The 16,633-nt window shown below is 43.8% G+C and carries 15 protein-coding genes; 8 read left to right on the top strand and 7 right to left on the bottom strand.

The genetic code is table 11. The annotated features are described in order from the left end of the window. Positions 1-51 precede the first annotated feature (51 nt). From GCU44_RS21595 to GCU44_RS21580, 4 genes are all read left to right on the top strand, one after another. Positions 52-1,470 (top strand): GH39 family glycosyl hydrolase, encoded by a 1,419-nt coding sequence (locus GCU44_RS21595; protein ID WP_154859478.1) that lies wholly within the window; start codon positions 52-54, stop codon positions 1,468-1,470. 221 nt (positions 1,471-1,691) lie between these two features. Further along, positions 1,692-2,249 carry a Uma2 family endonuclease gene (locus tag GCU44_RS21590; protein WP_154859477.1) on the top strand — a complete coding sequence of 186 codons (558 nt, stop codon included), beginning with the start codon at positions 1,692-1,694 and terminating at the stop codon, positions 2,247-2,249. A gap of 59 nt (positions 2,250-2,308) precedes the next feature. Next, positions 2,309-2,485 carry a hypothetical protein gene (locus tag GCU44_RS21585; RefSeq protein WP_154859476.1) on the top strand — a complete coding sequence of 59 codons (177 nt, stop codon included), beginning with the start codon at positions 2,309-2,311 and terminating at the stop codon, positions 2,483-2,485. Positions 2,486-2,563: 78 nt separating this feature from the next. After that, positions 2,564-3,121 carry a Uma2 family endonuclease gene (locus GCU44_RS21580; protein WP_154859475.1) on the top strand — a complete coding sequence of 186 codons (558 nt, stop codon included), beginning with the start codon at positions 2,564-2,566 and terminating at the stop codon, positions 3,119-3,121. Between the two features lie 227 nt (positions 3,122-3,348). On the opposite strand, the gene GCU44_RS21575 is transcribed toward GCU44_RS21580, so the two are convergent. Further along, the gene (locus GCU44_RS21575) at positions 3,349-3,777 is read right to left on the bottom strand and encodes a transposase (RefSeq protein WP_154859474.1); all 429 of its coding nucleotides are present in this window, start codon (positions 3,775-3,777) and stop codon (positions 3,349-3,351) included. 78 nt (positions 3,778-3,855) lie between these two features. Here GCU44_RS21575 and GCU44_RS21570 point away from each other — a divergent pair, with 78 nt between their 5' ends. Further along, the gene (locus GCU44_RS21570) at positions 3,856-5,013 is read left to right on the top strand and encodes a DUF4221 family protein (protein ID WP_154859473.1); all 1,158 of its coding nucleotides are present in this window, start codon (positions 3,856-3,858) and stop codon (positions 5,011-5,013) included. 304 nt (positions 5,014-5,317) lie between these two features. On the opposite strand, the gene GCU44_RS21565 is transcribed toward GCU44_RS21570, so the two are convergent. The 6 genes from GCU44_RS21565 to GCU44_RS23320 form a co-directional block, all read right to left on the bottom strand. Further along, positions 5,318-6,766, bottom strand: a complete 1,449-nt coding sequence (locus tag GCU44_RS21565; RefSeq protein WP_154859472.1) for a zinc metalloprotease — start codon at positions 6,764-6,766, stop codon at positions 5,318-5,320. Between the two features lie 561 nt (positions 6,767-7,327). Next, complete coding sequence (locus GCU44_RS21560; protein WP_154859471.1) at positions 7,328-9,112, bottom strand: alpha-keto acid decarboxylase family protein; 1,785 nt, start codon at positions 9,110-9,112, stop codon at positions 7,328-7,330. A gap of 286 nt (positions 9,113-9,398) precedes the next feature. Next, the gene (locus GCU44_RS21555) at positions 9,399-11,429 is read right to left on the bottom strand and encodes a flavin monoamine oxidase family protein (protein ID WP_154859470.1); all 2,031 of its coding nucleotides are present in this window, start codon (positions 11,427-11,429) and stop codon (positions 9,399-9,401) included. Between the two features lie 35 nt (positions 11,430-11,464). After that, positions 11,465-12,397: a heme-binding protein gene (locus GCU44_RS21550; protein WP_154859469.1), complete on the bottom strand. Its 933-nt coding sequence runs from the start codon at positions 12,395-12,397 to the stop codon at positions 11,465-11,467. A gap of 647 nt (positions 12,398-13,044) precedes the next feature. Then, positions 13,045-13,359: a hypothetical protein gene (locus GCU44_RS23325; protein WP_241685062.1), complete on the bottom strand. Its 315-nt coding sequence runs from the start codon at positions 13,357-13,359 to the stop codon at positions 13,045-13,047. 1 nt (position 13,360) lies between these two features. Then, positions 13,361-13,531, bottom strand: coding sequence for a hypothetical protein (locus tag GCU44_RS23320; RefSeq protein WP_241685061.1), 171 nt, complete (start codon positions 13,529-13,531; stop codon positions 13,361-13,363). A 1,084-nt stretch (positions 13,532-14,615) separates the two neighbouring features. Between GCU44_RS23320 and GCU44_RS23520 the strand changes: the two genes are divergently transcribed. From GCU44_RS23520 to GCU44_RS21535, 3 genes are all read left to right on the top strand, one after another. Then, positions 14,616-14,822 carry a phage integrase SAM-like domain-containing protein gene (locus GCU44_RS23520; protein ID WP_394366506.1) on the top strand — a complete coding sequence of 69 codons (207 nt, stop codon included), beginning with the start codon at positions 14,616-14,618 and terminating at the stop codon, positions 14,820-14,822. Between the two features lie 69 nt (positions 14,823-14,891). Then, positions 14,892-15,305, top strand: a complete 414-nt coding sequence (locus tag GCU44_RS21540; protein WP_154859468.1) for a site-specific integrase — start codon at positions 14,892-14,894, stop codon at positions 15,303-15,305. A 157-nt stretch (positions 15,306-15,462) separates the two neighbouring features. Then, positions 15,463-16,569: a hypothetical protein gene (locus GCU44_RS21535; RefSeq protein ID WP_154859467.1), complete on the top strand. Its 1,107-nt coding sequence runs from the start codon at positions 15,463-15,465 to the stop codon at positions 16,567-16,569. The last annotated feature ends 64 nt before the right edge of the window (positions 16,570-16,633 follow it).

Below are 16,633 nucleotides of genomic sequence, written 5' to 3'. Positions count from 1 at the left end.
TTTCGCGTTACCTTAGTAGCCGGTATCAACCTTAATTAAATCCAACTAACCATGAATCTCAAAAGAACCGTTTTTTTATGTACTGTCACATTGCTGACTAGATATGGGGTCAGCATCGCCCAAGCCAACTATCCTTTTAATGAATTAGGGAAATTGGAAACACTTTCTGCAAAGGAAATCGAAAGCTCCCGCTGGTCTATTGGCGGCGAGACCTTGGATAGGGACTACGCCGATTATCATGCTTACAAGGAGTACCTGGGCCCATTGGGTGCGAAACGGATCAGACTTCAGGGAGGATGGGCCAAATGCGAACAGGAAAAAGGAGTCTATAATTTTGAGTGGCTGGATAAAATCATTGATGACGCTATATCGAGGCGAGTCAAACCCTGGGTGCAACCTTCCTATGGTAACCCGATATATGAAGGCGGAGGGGATGCGGCGTTGGCAGGGGGAATTCCCACCTCGGAAGAAGCGCTGAAAGCCTGGGATAAATGGGTGGAGGCATTGATCACCCGCTATAAAGACAAAGTGCTGGAATGGGAGATTTGGAACGAACCGGATATCAGTAAAAAATTTTCCGCGGTGAACTTTGCCGCTTTTCATGTGCGTACTTCAGCTATCATTAAACGCATACAGCCAGAGGCTAGGATAATTGCATTGGGGTTGGCCGGCCTGGGTCGGACGGAGTATGTAAAATCAATTCTGGATATCTTAAAAGAAGAAGGTAAGCTGGATCACTTTGATGTGCTAACCTTTCACGGATACAATGCCGTACCGGAGACCTCATACGCTGCGGTCGCCAAACTGCGTGAATTGTTGGATGAGTATAATCCCAACATAGAACTTTGGCAAGGAGAAAATGGGGCACCGACAACACCAGTAGGCCAATCGGTAGGCGCCTTGCGCCAATTCAACTGGTCTGAAACCTCGCAGGCAAAATGGGTGCTGAGAAGAATGCTCGGTGATATGGGAAATGGGGTGGATGTTACCAGCATCTTTCAGATTTCCGACATGCATTATGGCAAAGGCGACCATATGGAAGGGCTCAACTCAAAGGGACTCCTCATGGCAAATCCGGATGGCTCCATCGTCCGGCCCAAAGAATCTTACTATGCCTACCAGCATGCGGCTACCTTGTTTTCCGGAGTGGTTGAAGAAGCCGGAACAGCAGAACAGGAAAGCGAAAATGTAAAGGTGTATGGTTATACGAGAAAGGGTAAGGAGGGGAATGCCCTGACCATTTGGAGAGCAGATGCGAAGCCTGAGGATAGTATGGAAACTGTCAACCACACCTTCACAGTCCATAATATGCAGTTTAAGAAGCCCGTTTTCGTCAACCTGCTGGACGGTAAGGTGTATGAGTTGCCAAAAGCAACGTATTCCAAGAAAGGTAAAAGCTTTACGTTCTCCGAGATCCCTGTGGCGGATTGGCCTGTAGTAATTGTGGATAGAAGTTGGGTTGAGCTTTAAGATAGATGGTATTAGGCACTTCTTTATGGGATTGTCCTACCTAATGATTTTTTAACCACATAGGTCACAATAGTTCACATAGAGCTTTATGAAAAAGTTGCGTTCGGTGCGCAATCGTTGCGGCCGTTGCGGGAAAAAAACTACTGAGTTGGTAGAAGATCACGAAGTTTTTTATTTGATCATGAAATTGGCTATATTTAAAACAGAAAACGCTGAATATCATGGAAACTGAAGTATCAAAATGGTTAATCAATGTAGACGAATACTACAAAATGGCCGAGGTTGGGATTCTTAAGCCGGATGACCGTTTGGAACTTATAAACGGTGAAATATTTAAAATGAGCCCAATCGGAAGCAAGCATGCAGCGATAGTAGACAGATTAGCAAGAATTTTGAATCATCTATTGCAGAGCGAAGTAATTGTTAGAGTTCAAAACCCTTTGAGCTTTGATATAAACAGTGAACCTGAGCCGGATATTTCTATATTGAAATATAGGGCTGATGATTATGCCTCTGGACATCCTGCAGCCGCCGATGTACTGGCCATTATCGAAGTAGCAGGTTCTTCGATACGGTTTGATAAAGAAGTAAAAGCCCCGCTTTATGCTTTGCACACCATCCCGGAATATTGGATTATAGATCTGGAGAACAACACAATTGAAGTCCGTTCGAACCCCAAAGAGGGGACTTACTCAGAAATACAAGTATACATGCCCGGTGAAGAGGTCAATCTGATGGACAGAAAGCTTCTTGTAAATGATGTGCTTATTTTAGGCTAGGATTGTGCAGGATTTTATTGATGTTATACATTTAGGGAAGTTAGATAAATAAAAGCAAAATGGACAGGTTTGACGAATTTGAGCAGCGTGTAAAACCTGCTTTGGGCAACATGGATGCAAAAATTTCATTTTTACATGAATCCACTGGTCAACTCAAAAATTCTTTTGGCGAATTTCAGGAGGAGATAGGTGAATTTATGAATTATGTAGCTGAGCATGTGGCTGACCATGAGTAACGCCTTTCACGCATTGAAAAGCATATTGGTTTTTGAGTTTAAACTTGGCTATAATGAATACAGGAAACGCTGAATATCATGGAAACTGTGGTATCGAAACGGTTAATCAATGTAGACGAATACCATAAAATCGCTGAGATTGGGATTCTAAAGCCGGATGACCGTTTGGAACTGATAAATGGTGTGATTTATGAAAAGACCCCAATAGATAGTAAACACGCAGCTATAGTAAATAAATTAGCTGGATATTTGAATGAGCTTTTTAAAGGTTTTGCAGTCATTGGAGTTCAAAATCCTATCAAATTAGATTATAAAAATGAGCCGGAACCGGATTTTGCCATATTAAAATACCGATCGGATTTTTATACTACTGCACATCCGGTACCTTCCGATATGCTGGCAATCATCGAAGTTTCAAATGCGTCTATCAGGTTTGATAAAGAAGTAAAGGCGCCCCTTTATGCCTCACACTGTATTCCGGAGTACTGCATTATAGATCTTGAAAACAACCAAATTGAAGTTCGTTCGAACCCCAAAGAAGGAATTTATTCAAAAACTCAATTATTCTTGCCAGGTGATGATGTCTGTCTTATAGACAAAAAGCTTTCGGTCAATCATGTGCTAATTATAGGATAGTTTTTTGAGGAGTATACTTGATGTTATTGGTAGGAATATATAGGGCTTCTTGGAAAATTCAATAAAATTTGACCACGTAGAATGAAACTATATCCTTCGTGGTTTTTATTATTATTGGCTCTGTTCGACAGTTCAATTTCGCTACGGTAAAGTACAATTTTCTAGTAAATCGAGTGGCTCTTTTTTGCTTTTTTGTCAATGGGGCATAGTTATCCCATCGGAAAGGGTTACTGATCGTTTTCGTCTTTAGGCTGCCTTCTCTCGGGGTGCAGGCTCCTCCCGGGTTCTTTTTTGGCGATTTTTACCGCATTGACCGTCATAGTTGCAAAAAGTACCATTAGCATTTCCCGCTTTTCGCCCCTGACTTTTATTTTTTTTAGTCCGTAATGTTCTTTGTGTGTCCCGAAAACACCCTCCCTTACCGTTGCCCTTTGCTTTGATATTTCACTGCTGAGTATCTTTTCAGCTTTGGAGTGGTTTTTAGGGCCTTTTTTGGGGAAGCAAGTGAATATGCTGTTTTCAGTACAGTATCGTCTATTTTCGTTAGTGGCATATATTCGGTCTGCACCGAGCTGTGATGTCCCTTTAAAAACTGTTTTATGTTTCACTACGGAGATTTTCAGCCTTTTACATTCATTGAAGTTTTTGAAACTCATCTTGTCTATAAAAGATAGCCCGTCCCGTTTTATACCATCAAATTTGTTTATTTGGTTTTTTAGTTCAAAATTAGCCGTATGAAAAGCCTACTGATTCTATTTTTACTAGTACTTTCATTTTATTCCTGTGATCAATCCTCATCTGGGAATGAGAATGTGAATGGATTGGAGGTTTCCATTGATACGGTCATTATCGATACGGGAGAGGATTTTATCAACCTGCGTTCTGGGATTTATTTTTCGGGTCTCAGCAACGATGGAAAGTACCTTTTTAATTCAGGGGGAACAAGTCCTTACCTGGAAAGGATAAATCTGGAAACCTTGACGTTTGAAGAAAAGATGGGTTTTGATGCGGACGGACCCAATGCATTTGGTGATTATGTGTATGGGGTAAGTGCTGATGTCAACAATAATTTAATCCTAACGAGTCATTTTTCTACAAGTATTTTCAATAGTAAAAAGCAAAAACTGAAAGAGTATCGTTTAATAGGACGAAATTTTGAAGGGGATCAATTAGTAAAAGGCGAACAATTCACCTCAAAAATTATTCCTACCAAGGATTATACTATAATTTTTGGCTTGGTGGAGAATCACGATACCGGAGAAATATTTTTCGCGATCTTGAACGAGGAAACGGATGTTTTAAGAAAAGTAAAACTAAACGGATTTGAGAAGGCAAAAGATTTTACGGTAAGATACCAGCAAGGCAGAGGGGCATCCGTTTCTCCCCAAAATACAGAAATTGTTCGATTGGGAAATAAACTGGTGATCACGAATCCCGTGTTTAGCAAAATAGCCGTATATGATTTAGTCGAGGAAAACTTGAACTATTACTCCTGCCTACCAACGCTAACGGCACCAGAAAAAGTAGGTACCTATACCCGGGAGGTCAATTCAAGAGAAGAATTTAACAGTCGAAAACTAGAGATTGGGAAAGAGGTCACCTTTTTACCCTTAATGAGCGATTCGACCAATAACCAGTATGTTAGGATTTCAATCGTAGGTCTACCAAAAATGAATGACAAAGGGCTGCCGGAAATGAATGACCACAACGTGTTTATCAGTATTCTCAATGATTCGTTTGAAGTGATCAAAGAGGCAGAAGTAGCAGATGGTATTGGTAAACTTTTTTCGACGCCCATTCCCCAAAAACCATTTTTTAAGGATGGAAAGGTATGGCTCTATTTGAATGTCCATGACGAATTGGCATTTGTACGATTGGGCCTGAATAATTAGCTGTTTTTTACCACAATCTTGATTATTGACAACAAACCCCGGTTCTAAACCATGATTCCTGCCAACAGGGGAGCAGCCATTTACCCGCCTTTGCTAGGCCTGTTCAAAAAAATAGTTTTTCTAAAGGAAACCTTCGGTAATTTTGTTGCAAGGCCCTCGGCTTTTGTGTCCCTGCAGCTCCCGAATACGATGGAACGATAAAGTTTCAAACCTTAAATCAGTAAATGTCATCTCACATGATGAAAATGGCAAAGGAATCCAGGTAAAAGGAGCCCTGCATCCTGGCATCTCCGAAGGGTTACAGCTAATGCAATCGAATCGCCCACGGGCGCTCGGGGCATTTGTCGAGGATTGCTTCCCCATTGGCAGCGGTGCCGACCGCGATCGTTTGCAGGCTGAGGCCGTTGGGAAATAAGCGGGCAACTTCCTCCGCCGCACCACCGTTAGCCAACAGTTCCCGCGAAAGCCTGATTTCGATTTCCTGAAATACGGGAACGCGTTGGCAGGCCTCCGCCGAAGAGGTGTACAGTTCGCTGGTAACAAGCGTCGTGCTCAAAAGACCCGGTGCCAGCGACTGCGGCCGAAACCCGATTGATTCGGCGGTATACAGCGTGGTTTTGCTGCGCTCGCCGCTATCGCTCACTTCTACCTGCAGGGCCAGGTCCACGCCTTGCTGATCACTGCCGGGGACAATCCGCCCACCGTGCAGTCCGGTTTGCAGGTTGTTATCCAGGTCCAGCAACAGCCAATAGTCGTTTTTTCGCTCGGTAAACAGCCCATTCGTTCCGATAAGTACGGTCAACTCGCCCGCTTCGGAAAGCCGGTTGAACACCATCGTTTTGTATAGGTCAAGGGATTTATCGGCTGCGGCAAAGCGTTCCCCCCTTTCGTCCAACAGGGACACGATGCGCCTTTGGGCATCGGCTACCGGAAAGAAAAGGTCCGCATAGCGGGTGCGCGCGATATCGCACTGCGCTACTTCCAGCGTTCTACTCGAAGCCGAACTGCCGATACCAGACATGAGGTTGCCAAAATCATTAAATTCGACAAAGCCGCTGTTGCAAGCTACCCCATCATCTCCATTTGCATGGCAGAGGCCGAGAACGTGACCCAGTTCGTGGGCCAGCACCCGCTCCGTGTTTCGGTGAACCTCTCCAAGTGCGCTGGGAAAGAATTCCAGGTCGCCGATAAAGAAAAAAGGCCGGGTTCCGGAATTGGCAAACGCGATACCGTTGATCGGACTGTCCGTGCCATCGCCATTGACAAAGGACCGAACAGCGATACCAGTTACCCCGGTAGGCTGGGCATTCCAGTGGTTGTCGCTCAGGATGGCCAGTTCTTCGATTTCTGGGGTGAGTGCGGTATTGTTCACCACGACGTCACCGGCTACGCCAACGGAGAGATCCGGATCGTCGAACAATCCGAAAGTAGCCGTCGAACCGATAACGGGTCCCAGCAGGATCTTACACTGTGTCCAGTTGCAAAGCCCTGCCCGCAGGTGCCGGTTTAGCAGCACCTCCCCAAAGTTCTCCTCGCAAAGCAGCGAAGGATCGTCAATGGAAGGGGCTCCGTTCAGGGCATTCCACTTCACCTGTAGCATGCGGAAAGGAACTTCTTCCGGCAAGATGGACGGGAGCTGTAAATCGTCCGAACAATCCGGACAGCCGGCAGGGGGACTGCCACAGTTGCTGCCGAGCAGCAGGGCCACCATACCCAGGCAGGAACGGAGGCGCGTAACGATTTTGTGTAGCATGATAGGGGGTTGATAAATTGCCTTGCTTCCCGCGTCCCGAAAAAAAGTAGTCCATCCATTTTTAAAAAAACTACCTGCCGCCGGGTTCTTTCGTACCAAACCGCTAAAAGGTAGAAAAAATTTGCTAAAAAACCAATACCACCCCATAAAAAGGGCCTTTACGCGGGGAACAGGGTGGTTACCGCTTGTCCCGATTTATCGGGAAGACCCGTACCTGTCTCGTACGGGATCCCTTGCTTGGGTCAAGCTGTGGGATCAAAATAGACGGGCCCTACGACTTTTCCACCTGTCAACCTTTCGGATTACTTGCGATATACATGGGCACTGCGGCAAATCATTTTTCTTTAAACGCAGAAAGCCGGTAGGAAAGTAGTTCGTTTGAACAATTCTACAGGTAAACAGGATACATAAGTAAGAAGCGACGTCAAAACGCCTCCCTCCAGCCCCCTCCTGTTTTGAGGAGGGGAGAGCGAGGCTGGTACCATTACGGCATGGGTAGTCCACCTGCATGCATCCGACGAAGCGGTTGATCCGGTCTTCCAGGTATATCAAGAGCCGCAACTAAAACTTAGATTCTGGTGGCCAATTGGGGTTTTCTGTTTCGTCTTCTCCGATTGCACCGGGCAGATGGGACCATAGGACCTCGGGCGTATCTTTGGAGGGAATGCTGACCTCTACGATAAAATTCTCATTCGGGGTTTGCCTGATCTCCTCCAGTATGGTCCGTAGCTCATCGACCGTACCTGCTTTTCTGCCAATACCACCCATCGCATCGGGTATTTTGCTGTAGTTCCACCGTGGAATTTCGTTGTACGAATAGTTTGCATCCAACAAGTTATCGGAATAATCGACCGGAGGCTTTCGAAAGGGGTTGGGGTTTACCAGGTATTGTTCGATCCCGTAAATCCCATTTACCAAGACGAATACGACGGTGTTTTGACCATTCGCATGGTGTTCTGCAACAGCCTGGCAGGTCTCATGAAAGGCACCATCGCCCACCGCTACCATCACGCGCTTGTTGGGTACGGCAAACTTTACCCCTGTAGCCGCCGCTACGGAGTAGCCGATCGCTAACCAGGTAGCCTGGGCCACGAAGCCGTTTCTCTCGGGAATGGTTAGACCTTGTGCCCCGATCAAGGGAAATCCGGCATCTACCACAAGAACGGTGTCTTTTTCCTGGTTGATGTAGGTCTCCAATTCTTTGAAAAACGGCGTGTAGCCCATGCCCTTATCGCTCGTCTCAACCAGGGACAGCGGCTTTAGCGCCGGATGGATGCCCGTTAAATTCAGTGTATGCGCGGTTTTAAATGCCTCGGTAAGGGCTACGATAAACGTTTTTAGATCCACCAAGGGGAAAAACTCCGAACCTACAAACACCCCATCGTGTGCAGCCATAATGGTTCGGTCACTTCTGATATTTTGATTTTCCGTATCCTTGCCAACGGTCCAGGCACCGATGCCGATGATCACGCCATCATCGCCGACCAGTGCATTGATTTGATCTTTTGTCAGGGTGACACAGCCGTCAAAATAGGGATGGTCTTCCGCGATACAGGACTTGCCCAGTGCTGAGGTGACAAAGTGAATCCGCTCATTAGGCTGGGCATGTTGGTCATTGGTCACCTTAAGAAGCTCCAGAAATTCTTCCTGCAAGCCCAGGCGTTGCAACTCAATACCAGCCCAAAAGATAGATTTTGGCCTGCTCCTGATCAATTTCATGGCAGCTGCTACGGCATTGCTTGCTTCACTTACGGTCACGATACGTCCTTTTCCAGAGCTCAATGTTCCTTCCGGTGCATTACACGGCGCACGCCATACGTCTTCCGTCACTTCCAGGTAAACGGGTCGGCCATGCGTAAGCAATGCCGTTAGTACCGAGTCGATTTGAAAGGGTGCCTGGGCAGCGTTGGTGATGCGCTCGGCAGCCACGGTAATCGGTCTAAACATGTGGATGTCAATAAATTCGTAGCCGGTAGTATGCGAATACAGAAGCCCCACATTTTTTTCATTGCTATCTTCCTTATTCGTGGGCGCTCCGTTGATCAGCAAGATCGGTACTTTTTCTACGAAGCTTCCTGCAATCGTATTGAGCCCGGTGAAGGGGCCTACACTATAGGTCACGTATACGGCACTGGGCTTTCCTTTGACGCGCGCGTAGCCATCGGCAGCAAACCCTGCCGTGATCTCATTGGAGTTATTGATTATTTTGATTGGAGAATCGCAATCGGCAAGGATGGTGTCGAGCAATGGGGCGGTATAATTTCCGGCCACGCCAAACATATACGCTATTCCAAGCTCCTCCATACGGGATTTTAGGTAACCCGCCACCGTCGTTTCGGTATTCATGTGTCTATAATTTGGTTTTTAATGGTCACAACTTGTCCCGATTTATCGGGATAGCCTGTCCCGATACTAAATCGGGAGGATCTTTGACGATTAAAATAATCATTTCCCCGTGTGTTTAATGATGATTTTAATCGTGTCGATTTCATGTCCATGATTTGGTTAAAAGCTGTTCAAAAAAAGATACGGTCCCAGAAGCCGGCCATTGTTCCTGGTCCGAATCCGGTCGGCTACCAGGAGCGATCCGGGAATCCGGAAAGGATCGGTTGCTGAGACCGTTTCATGGGGCTTAGGGTAAGTCGTAATGCGTCAAGGCAGTGCCATGGGAAACGCCATCTGCTTTGAGGCTTTGCCGAACATTCTCGCGCGCTTTTGAGGGATCGATTTCTTTGAACTCCTGAAAATCTGGATCGATATACGTTTTAATTTGCTCAAGGCTGTTCTTTTTGTAGAAATTACTTACCGCTTCTTCGGGGGTCTTCCCGGTTTTCTCCTGGAATACGTAGCTGTACGCATTCAATCCCCATTTTTTGAGCATAAGGTTGGCCGAACGCAGCGAACCTTCTACCCAGCCCTGATAATCCGAAAAGGCTTCATTGCAGGTATATACATTCGGTAAGGGTTCCGTGAGTAGTTCCTGCGTTTTATCGTCTTCGGCATGCAAAGCCCATTGGTGTACACCGTATCCAAATCGTTCGCTGGCTTCTTTATCGATAACGGTACTTCCGGCCCAAATACGGGCACTGGTCAAGACAGGCTGAGGAATGTAGGTCACATTGAACACTTTCTTGAAGTACTCAGTCGCCTTTTCTACCACCTTCTGCGAAGCAGCAAAGACTACCTGATGCTCTTTTTTGTTTTCTTCCTCCTGCATAGCCGACGTGAAAAGCGGTCCATTCTTTTGCAAGGCCAGCCAGTAATTGATATTCATGTAATCGCAGTAAATGGTCAGTGCTGCCGGTTTCTGAGATTTACGCTCATTGATTTCATCGATCTTTTGCTGAATATCTTCCGGAATCGGTTGATTGTGCGCTTTCATGTATTGCTGATATTCCAGGGCCGCAGCCAACGCATCGTCTACCGCATAGAATGGGTAAATGGAACCGACGGGTAAATCGGCAAAATTAGGACCGAATTCGACCGCTCCTTTTTCTACCAGCGTCTCGTTACACCACCAGGCTTTTGGGTAATACAAATTGATTTTGAGTAAGGGCTGGTTAGTGGCCGTTTGAAGGGTGTTCCACAATTCATCCGATTTGCTTTTGTCCAGTACATTGAACGTATTGGACCGGATGAATAGCGTCTCCAATGCCAGCCTCGGCAGTGCAAGGATCACCTTTGCTCCCTGAATCTGTCCCCTTTTTTCCTCCTCACAATGATTATTAGTGATCGTGTAATCCAGCGTATAGCCCTCCTCCTCGGATTGGTTCAGACTGGTAACGGTGGTGTTCAGGAATATGGACTTTTTGCTTAGTTGCGCTGCAAGGGCATTTGGTAAGGTGCTGAAGCCTTCACTCAAGGTGCGAAATTGTGGATCGGCCGGAAATTCTTTCAGCAATTGGTAGGCAACTCCGCCGTTCATTTGAGAAAGGAATGTGCCATTGAATCCGGAGGATTGATACACCATGGTAATGGCCTCATTGCTGTAGCCCATATCCGCAAAGAGGTTCCATAGCGACCAGTCTTTCATGGTCAGCCCCTCCCATTGGCAGCCGATGCGGAAGTCTTGCCAATAGGCCGGCCCCTTGCGGTCTTCCGCCGTTGGGTATTTGGCCGTAAAATCCGGATTGGCAGCTAATATCTGATTGTAAACGCTATTGATAATCTCCGAGGGGCTCAGGGCAATTTCCTGCTCGGTAAGATTGTACAGTTGGGGCCAGGTACTGTTTGCTTCTTTTTGTTTAAAAGGAACTCCTCTGAAGTACAATCGATTGTTTCCACCACTTTGCATGGGAAAAGGAACTATCTGCCTGGCGATAAGCTCCTCTCCCGGATTGGGTTCACCGCTCTCGTTGGCGGTTGGCAGTGTCATAAACAGTGCCATCAGATTATCCATGCTGTCAAACGTAAAGCGCATGCCGCCTTCTTCCTCTTTGACCGTGGCCCCCTCAAATTGGATCAGGTCGGAGTCCAGTCTCCCTCCCGTACGATTGAGTTTTTCAAGAATTACGATTTCCTCGGGTGAATACCCTTTCTCGTTGATCAACCGCCAGGCCGTATACAGACCCGCCATACCGGCTCCTACAATCACCACGGGGGCTTTTTTTGGTACCTGGTGCCCTTCGGGGTGTTTTAGATTATTGACTTTAAAGTGTGCCATTTTTTTCTGATTGGGGTTTATAAAAATACGGTGGATTAGACGACCTTTTGTAAGGTATTGATGCTGACATGTGGCCAGTCAATGCCAAAGAAGTTGAGAATGACGGTCTGGGTATATTGGAGCCGCAAAATCGGATCACCGTTCGAATCGGTATCTGCTAATTCCTGTATCCAAAACGTAGCGGTCATCCTGCTGGCATCTGCCTGCCGTTTGATAAACGGAATATTGGAAATGCCACCGGACTCAATGGTGGAATCAAACATCAGCTCGGTGGTTTTTACAATAGCGACTCCCTCGTTCGCTTTGGCAAGCAAGTCGTTCGGAATGGTAGGGTCGAAAACACCCTGAAAAAGGTTTTCATGAAAATGCTTATACGGAGCCAGGTAGGGGTTATCGAGCTTTTTAAAACCTATCGGTAAGCCGCTTTCCTGAGGAATTGTCGGAGCACCGTCGATTGTTCGGGCCTTTCCTAACGCCAACACCGAATTCCCATGCGGGATGGAACCAAGTCTGGCGATGTCAAAACCAGTGGTGGCCAGGTTGGTCAGGTGTAAAAATAAGCCCGGCTCGTGGTGTATGGGTAGGTCTGAAGGACCTGCTTCCCCGCTTTCAGGAAAGTCCATCGCTGCGATTTGGGTAATGGATTGATCGTAGTCCAGCGTGGCCACGAACTGATCCGTATTTTCCGGTTCATTGAGGTCCACGCCTCGATTTGGGACGCCCTTATCCACCAGTCCAAACTGGTGTTTCTCATTGTATTGATTGAGCAGCAGCCGGTAGTTTAGCGAAGATCCTTCCTTGATGAAGGGAAGCGCGATCATGTTCCAACCATGACCGGCCAGATGGGGTACGTTTGACCAAACACCGGTTAATTGTTTAAGGGGACCGAGCGCGTCTTCGTCAGCCGGAGCATGCGTTAAGGTTCTACCCTCGGCGAGCATTTCCTTGAAATTTTTTGTGGTAAGCATAAAGGTGAGCGTTAAAGTGAATGATGAAAAATAAATATAAGCTTAGGTTTAATGGCTTCGGTTAACAGGTGTTTTTCCTGTTCTGGTATAAAATTGGCTTTTCGGATACCGCCTTTTTACAGGTGGGTTTTAGTTTCCACTTATTGAAAATGTCATTTGCCGCATCGGGTGGTCGCACCGATCGCTTTCGCAGGCTGTAGGCGGATAGTATTTTCGAAACAGCTCATCGCCTTCTGGTTTGGGTGGGGCGGACGCTAGCGCAGCCTTTTTCTCCCAAGTTTTGCCCAGCATTTTTTAAATGTAATCAAATATATTTAATTTGCATACCTAAAAGTGCATATAAGAATAGATTATAGGGACGGGGTTCCTTTTTTCAGTTGTTTGTTCGTTGCTGTATAAAACCAGTTTGTAGGTAAATGGCATGGACCAGAGATACGTTACTCCAGTATAGGTAGCAACAGTATCTGGCAGAATTGCGCGTGTCTGCCGTGAAGGAGCGTCGTTTTTCTGAAATATACGGACAGATTGATTACTTTTTGATCCCGACTCGCTTTGCTACCCGGGACATGCGCTGCCGCAAAAAGTATTGACAACAAAAAAGTTTCCGGTATTTTGGAGAAATTTGATCATGGGTCTATTTCAATTGACTACTCAAGTGAGCTGTTTTCGAGAATATTCATTAAAGTGGTATTGAGGTAAAGTTTTTCCTTTCCAACTTTTTTGGATTTCAAAAACCCTTCTTCTTCCAGGGCACTCAGGTAGTTGCCTACTGTCTTGGGAGTGCCCAATCCTATATTAATCAACGATTGTCGCTTGGTATAGGGGAGTCTGAAAATAACTTCGACCAGGTCTTTGGAATAGACTTTTGGGAGTTTGGCCCGAATAGCGTCAGCAGTCTTTTCCATCAATTGTGTCACCTGATCCAATCTTTTCAGCCCGTGGTTCGCCGTCTTTTCGACCATTTCAAGCTGTATTTCCTTTGATCTTCTGTACCAATTCTATGCAAAGGTTGGTGGTGATAAATGGTTTGGATTTCATTCGATCCAAACCCAGCCAAAGAGCTTCTTTGTAGCGAAGTACTTCTTTGGTTTCTGGACTTTCAAATTTTTTATCAGCGATTAGTGCCTGGTACAAGTCATCATTAGTGGTGATGATATTTTCTATCGCAGAACTCGCCCTAGCTTCCTACAGATGTACCGTGTCGAGAAAAAGTGTCGGATTAGGTAAGTTGCGGATGGCACGATTCATTTGAGCCAAAGCCCGACTGGTTGGTATGGTTTTTAGCAAGATACTTTTAGTCTCCAAATCCACTTTTGGAGGAAGTAGGGGGAGATTGTTGTATGGAATAGTTCAGTCAAACATAATCAGCCACACGGGTAAAATTTACATGTGTATTGGGTACAAGGGTAAATTTATTGATTTTTTACGCTCATCTGGAAAAAGGAGGAAAATTTTACCCTCATTTCTACCATGAAATTTTGGAATCAACCTTCACCTGCTACGAAACTGGGGTTATATGGTCATTATCACATATTTGAAATGAGTACCTTCTCATTTTTTATGAAGATTTAAGAAGAAAGTAATTTGGGAAACTAGGTGAATGCAAATGTTAAAGGGTCTCAGTTTTGGTGGACCCATCGTTTGACAGGTACCATCTCGGCGGGTTGGCTTTCCCGCATGGGGACCGAGGGGCGGCGTAGGGAAAATCCAATTTCACCCATTTTTAAAAAGAGGGAATTTTTTTTCGGAAATTGGATAGTAGGGGATGTAATCCAAAGCAAGTAGCTGTTTTAGGTGGATGAATAAACGTTTAAAAAATTACCTTTCCACCTTAACGAGTTTCCTATGGCCAGGACAAAACCCGATATTTCGCCCCTGATTAAAAAATAAAACACCTAATAAATTTATTTTCAATAAGATAGTATTTTATTCAGCAGAGGAGGAGAGGACTGAGCGTTAAAAAACAGTCCGGTAGGACGGAGCGAAAAGAATTAGTCCCTTAGGACAAATCTAGCGACGTGTCAGGCTGCGGGGAGGTTAGGGAGAGCCTGTCCCGATAAGCATGGCGTATCGGGAGGCCAGGCTGCGTAGGAAAAGGGATTCGAACCCCGGGAACCTCTCCGTTGATTATGGCTTTTATAGCCTTAAAAAGCTATTTTGTATTCTTAGTAGGTCTTCTAAGGTACTCCTTTGAAGGGTTTTTGTGACTGATCTTTGACTGAATAACCTTGTTGCTACATTGGAAGACTTTTCACACGGTAAGAAATTTTACTCTGAGCAAATAAATCTAAAATGGGTTAATGATTTTGCTAAATACCTGCAAAAGCCACAAACCAACCACCCTAATAAGTACCTTACAAAAGGACAGCAACCTTCAACAATTCGCAAAACCTTTTCTTTCCTGAATCAAATCCTAAATCATTAAGCAAAGCAAGGAATCATAGAAGATGGTTTCAAATCCTTGAATTACCCGAAACTAGTAACATAAAAGCAAATGGTATTTGAGGAATCAGAAATCAGGAAATTAATTGAATACCAACCCACAAGGGATTCAATCAAAAGGGTAAAGGATTTGGCCCTAATCCAGCTTTTTACAGGTTTAAGGTATTCGGATGCCATTAAAATCAATCAGTCCAATATTTTCAATGATCAATTGGCAATAACAGCCGAAAAGACCAAACAAAATATTAACATTCCCCTTCATCCAGCCTTAAAAAATATCCTTGAAAAGTATGATTATGACTTATCACCCCTGAAAATTACCAATCAAAGGTATAATGATCATTTAAAAGATTTAGTTAAATTAGCAGGCATAGAATCTAAAGCTGAATACATTTACTTTGAAAATGGGGTAAAGAAGACCTGTCAAAAACACAAATATATTTGGTGGCTTCTCATACCTTCATGAGAACCTTTATTACAAATGCCATCATTAAAGGCATTCCCTTACACGTTATTCAAAGTATTAAAGGCCATACAACATTAAAACAGCTAAGTGAATATGTTAATATTGCTGATAGTATTAAACAACAGGAAATGAATAAAATGAATGAATTGTTTAGGGTATGAGTGGAGATAGGGGGATTGATTATTATTTTAATATATTAGGTGACTACACGTTACGAAATGGGATTCGGCTAGATAGCGTGCCTAAAAAGATTTTAGAGGAAATTCCAGAAGGGTCAAATGTAATTTTTAAAGGCGGAAAATTAAAAAGAACAGTATTTGAGGGGATTAATTTTAACAGGAATTTAACTATTGAATTTTCAGATTGTGAAATAGACAGGGAATTGCAATTCCAAGTGGAAAATTGTGTGTTCATTTTTAGGGATATGAAAAGATCCAATGTAGATTTTCATATTGAAGTAATATCAAAAACAGTATCTAGTAGATTAAGTATAGATAATTCGAGATTCGAAACAATCATATTAAATAATTCAAAATTAGTTGAATTTACTATTTCTAATACTATTTGTAGGAATTTAGTAGTGAACGAATCTTTCATTAACTTCTTTTCTTGTAAAGATCTAAATTTAAGAATAATAGATACTCAAAGTATATTTAGAGTTAAACTTTCAAAAATTTTAAATTTGGAAATTAACGAAGTTAAAAATTTAAATAAAATAAAATTTGAAAGTTTGGAATCTGAAAAGGTTGAATTATTTAATTCCAATATAGAATCAATTGAGTTTGTAGATTATAATGTATGTAGTTTAAATATAACTAACGGATCAATTGATGATATTCAAATTACAGTAGAGGAATTTAAAGAAGAAAAGCAAGATGAGGAGGGAAATATTACATCCCCGAAAGTTATTCGAAAAGAATTTTCTTTAATTGGGTTAATGCCAACTTATTTAGGTAAAATTCATATAAAAGATAATGCAAATAACTATTTTTTTGCAATTAATCTTAGTGGAGATAAAATTATTTTAAGAAATATTAATACATTTTATTTGACAATTAATGGTGATATAAAGGAGAAATCAAGGATTTCTAACTGCGAAATTGAAAATTTGGAATTAAATAACTTTGAGGCAGTTAATGGAGTAAAGTTCAATAATGTAAACAACTCTATTTTAGCGGGGTGTTTTATGATGAGGGATTCATCATTAACAAATGTGGCATTGAATCCCTCTATAATACTCCCCAAAATTGAGACCAGAGGTTAAGTTAAAAAAAACGATTAAATTTAACCTTATGAACAAGCAAACAAGGAGGAAGTTTTCCGCAGAA

Origin of the sequence: Cyclobacterium xiamenense, from assembly GCF_009467825.1 — a bacterium.
Lineage (GTDB): Bacteria > Bacteroidota > Bacteroidia > Cytophagales > Cyclobacteriaceae > Cyclobacterium > Cyclobacterium xiamenense.
This window is presented reverse-complemented; position numbering and strand designations above follow the sequence as displayed.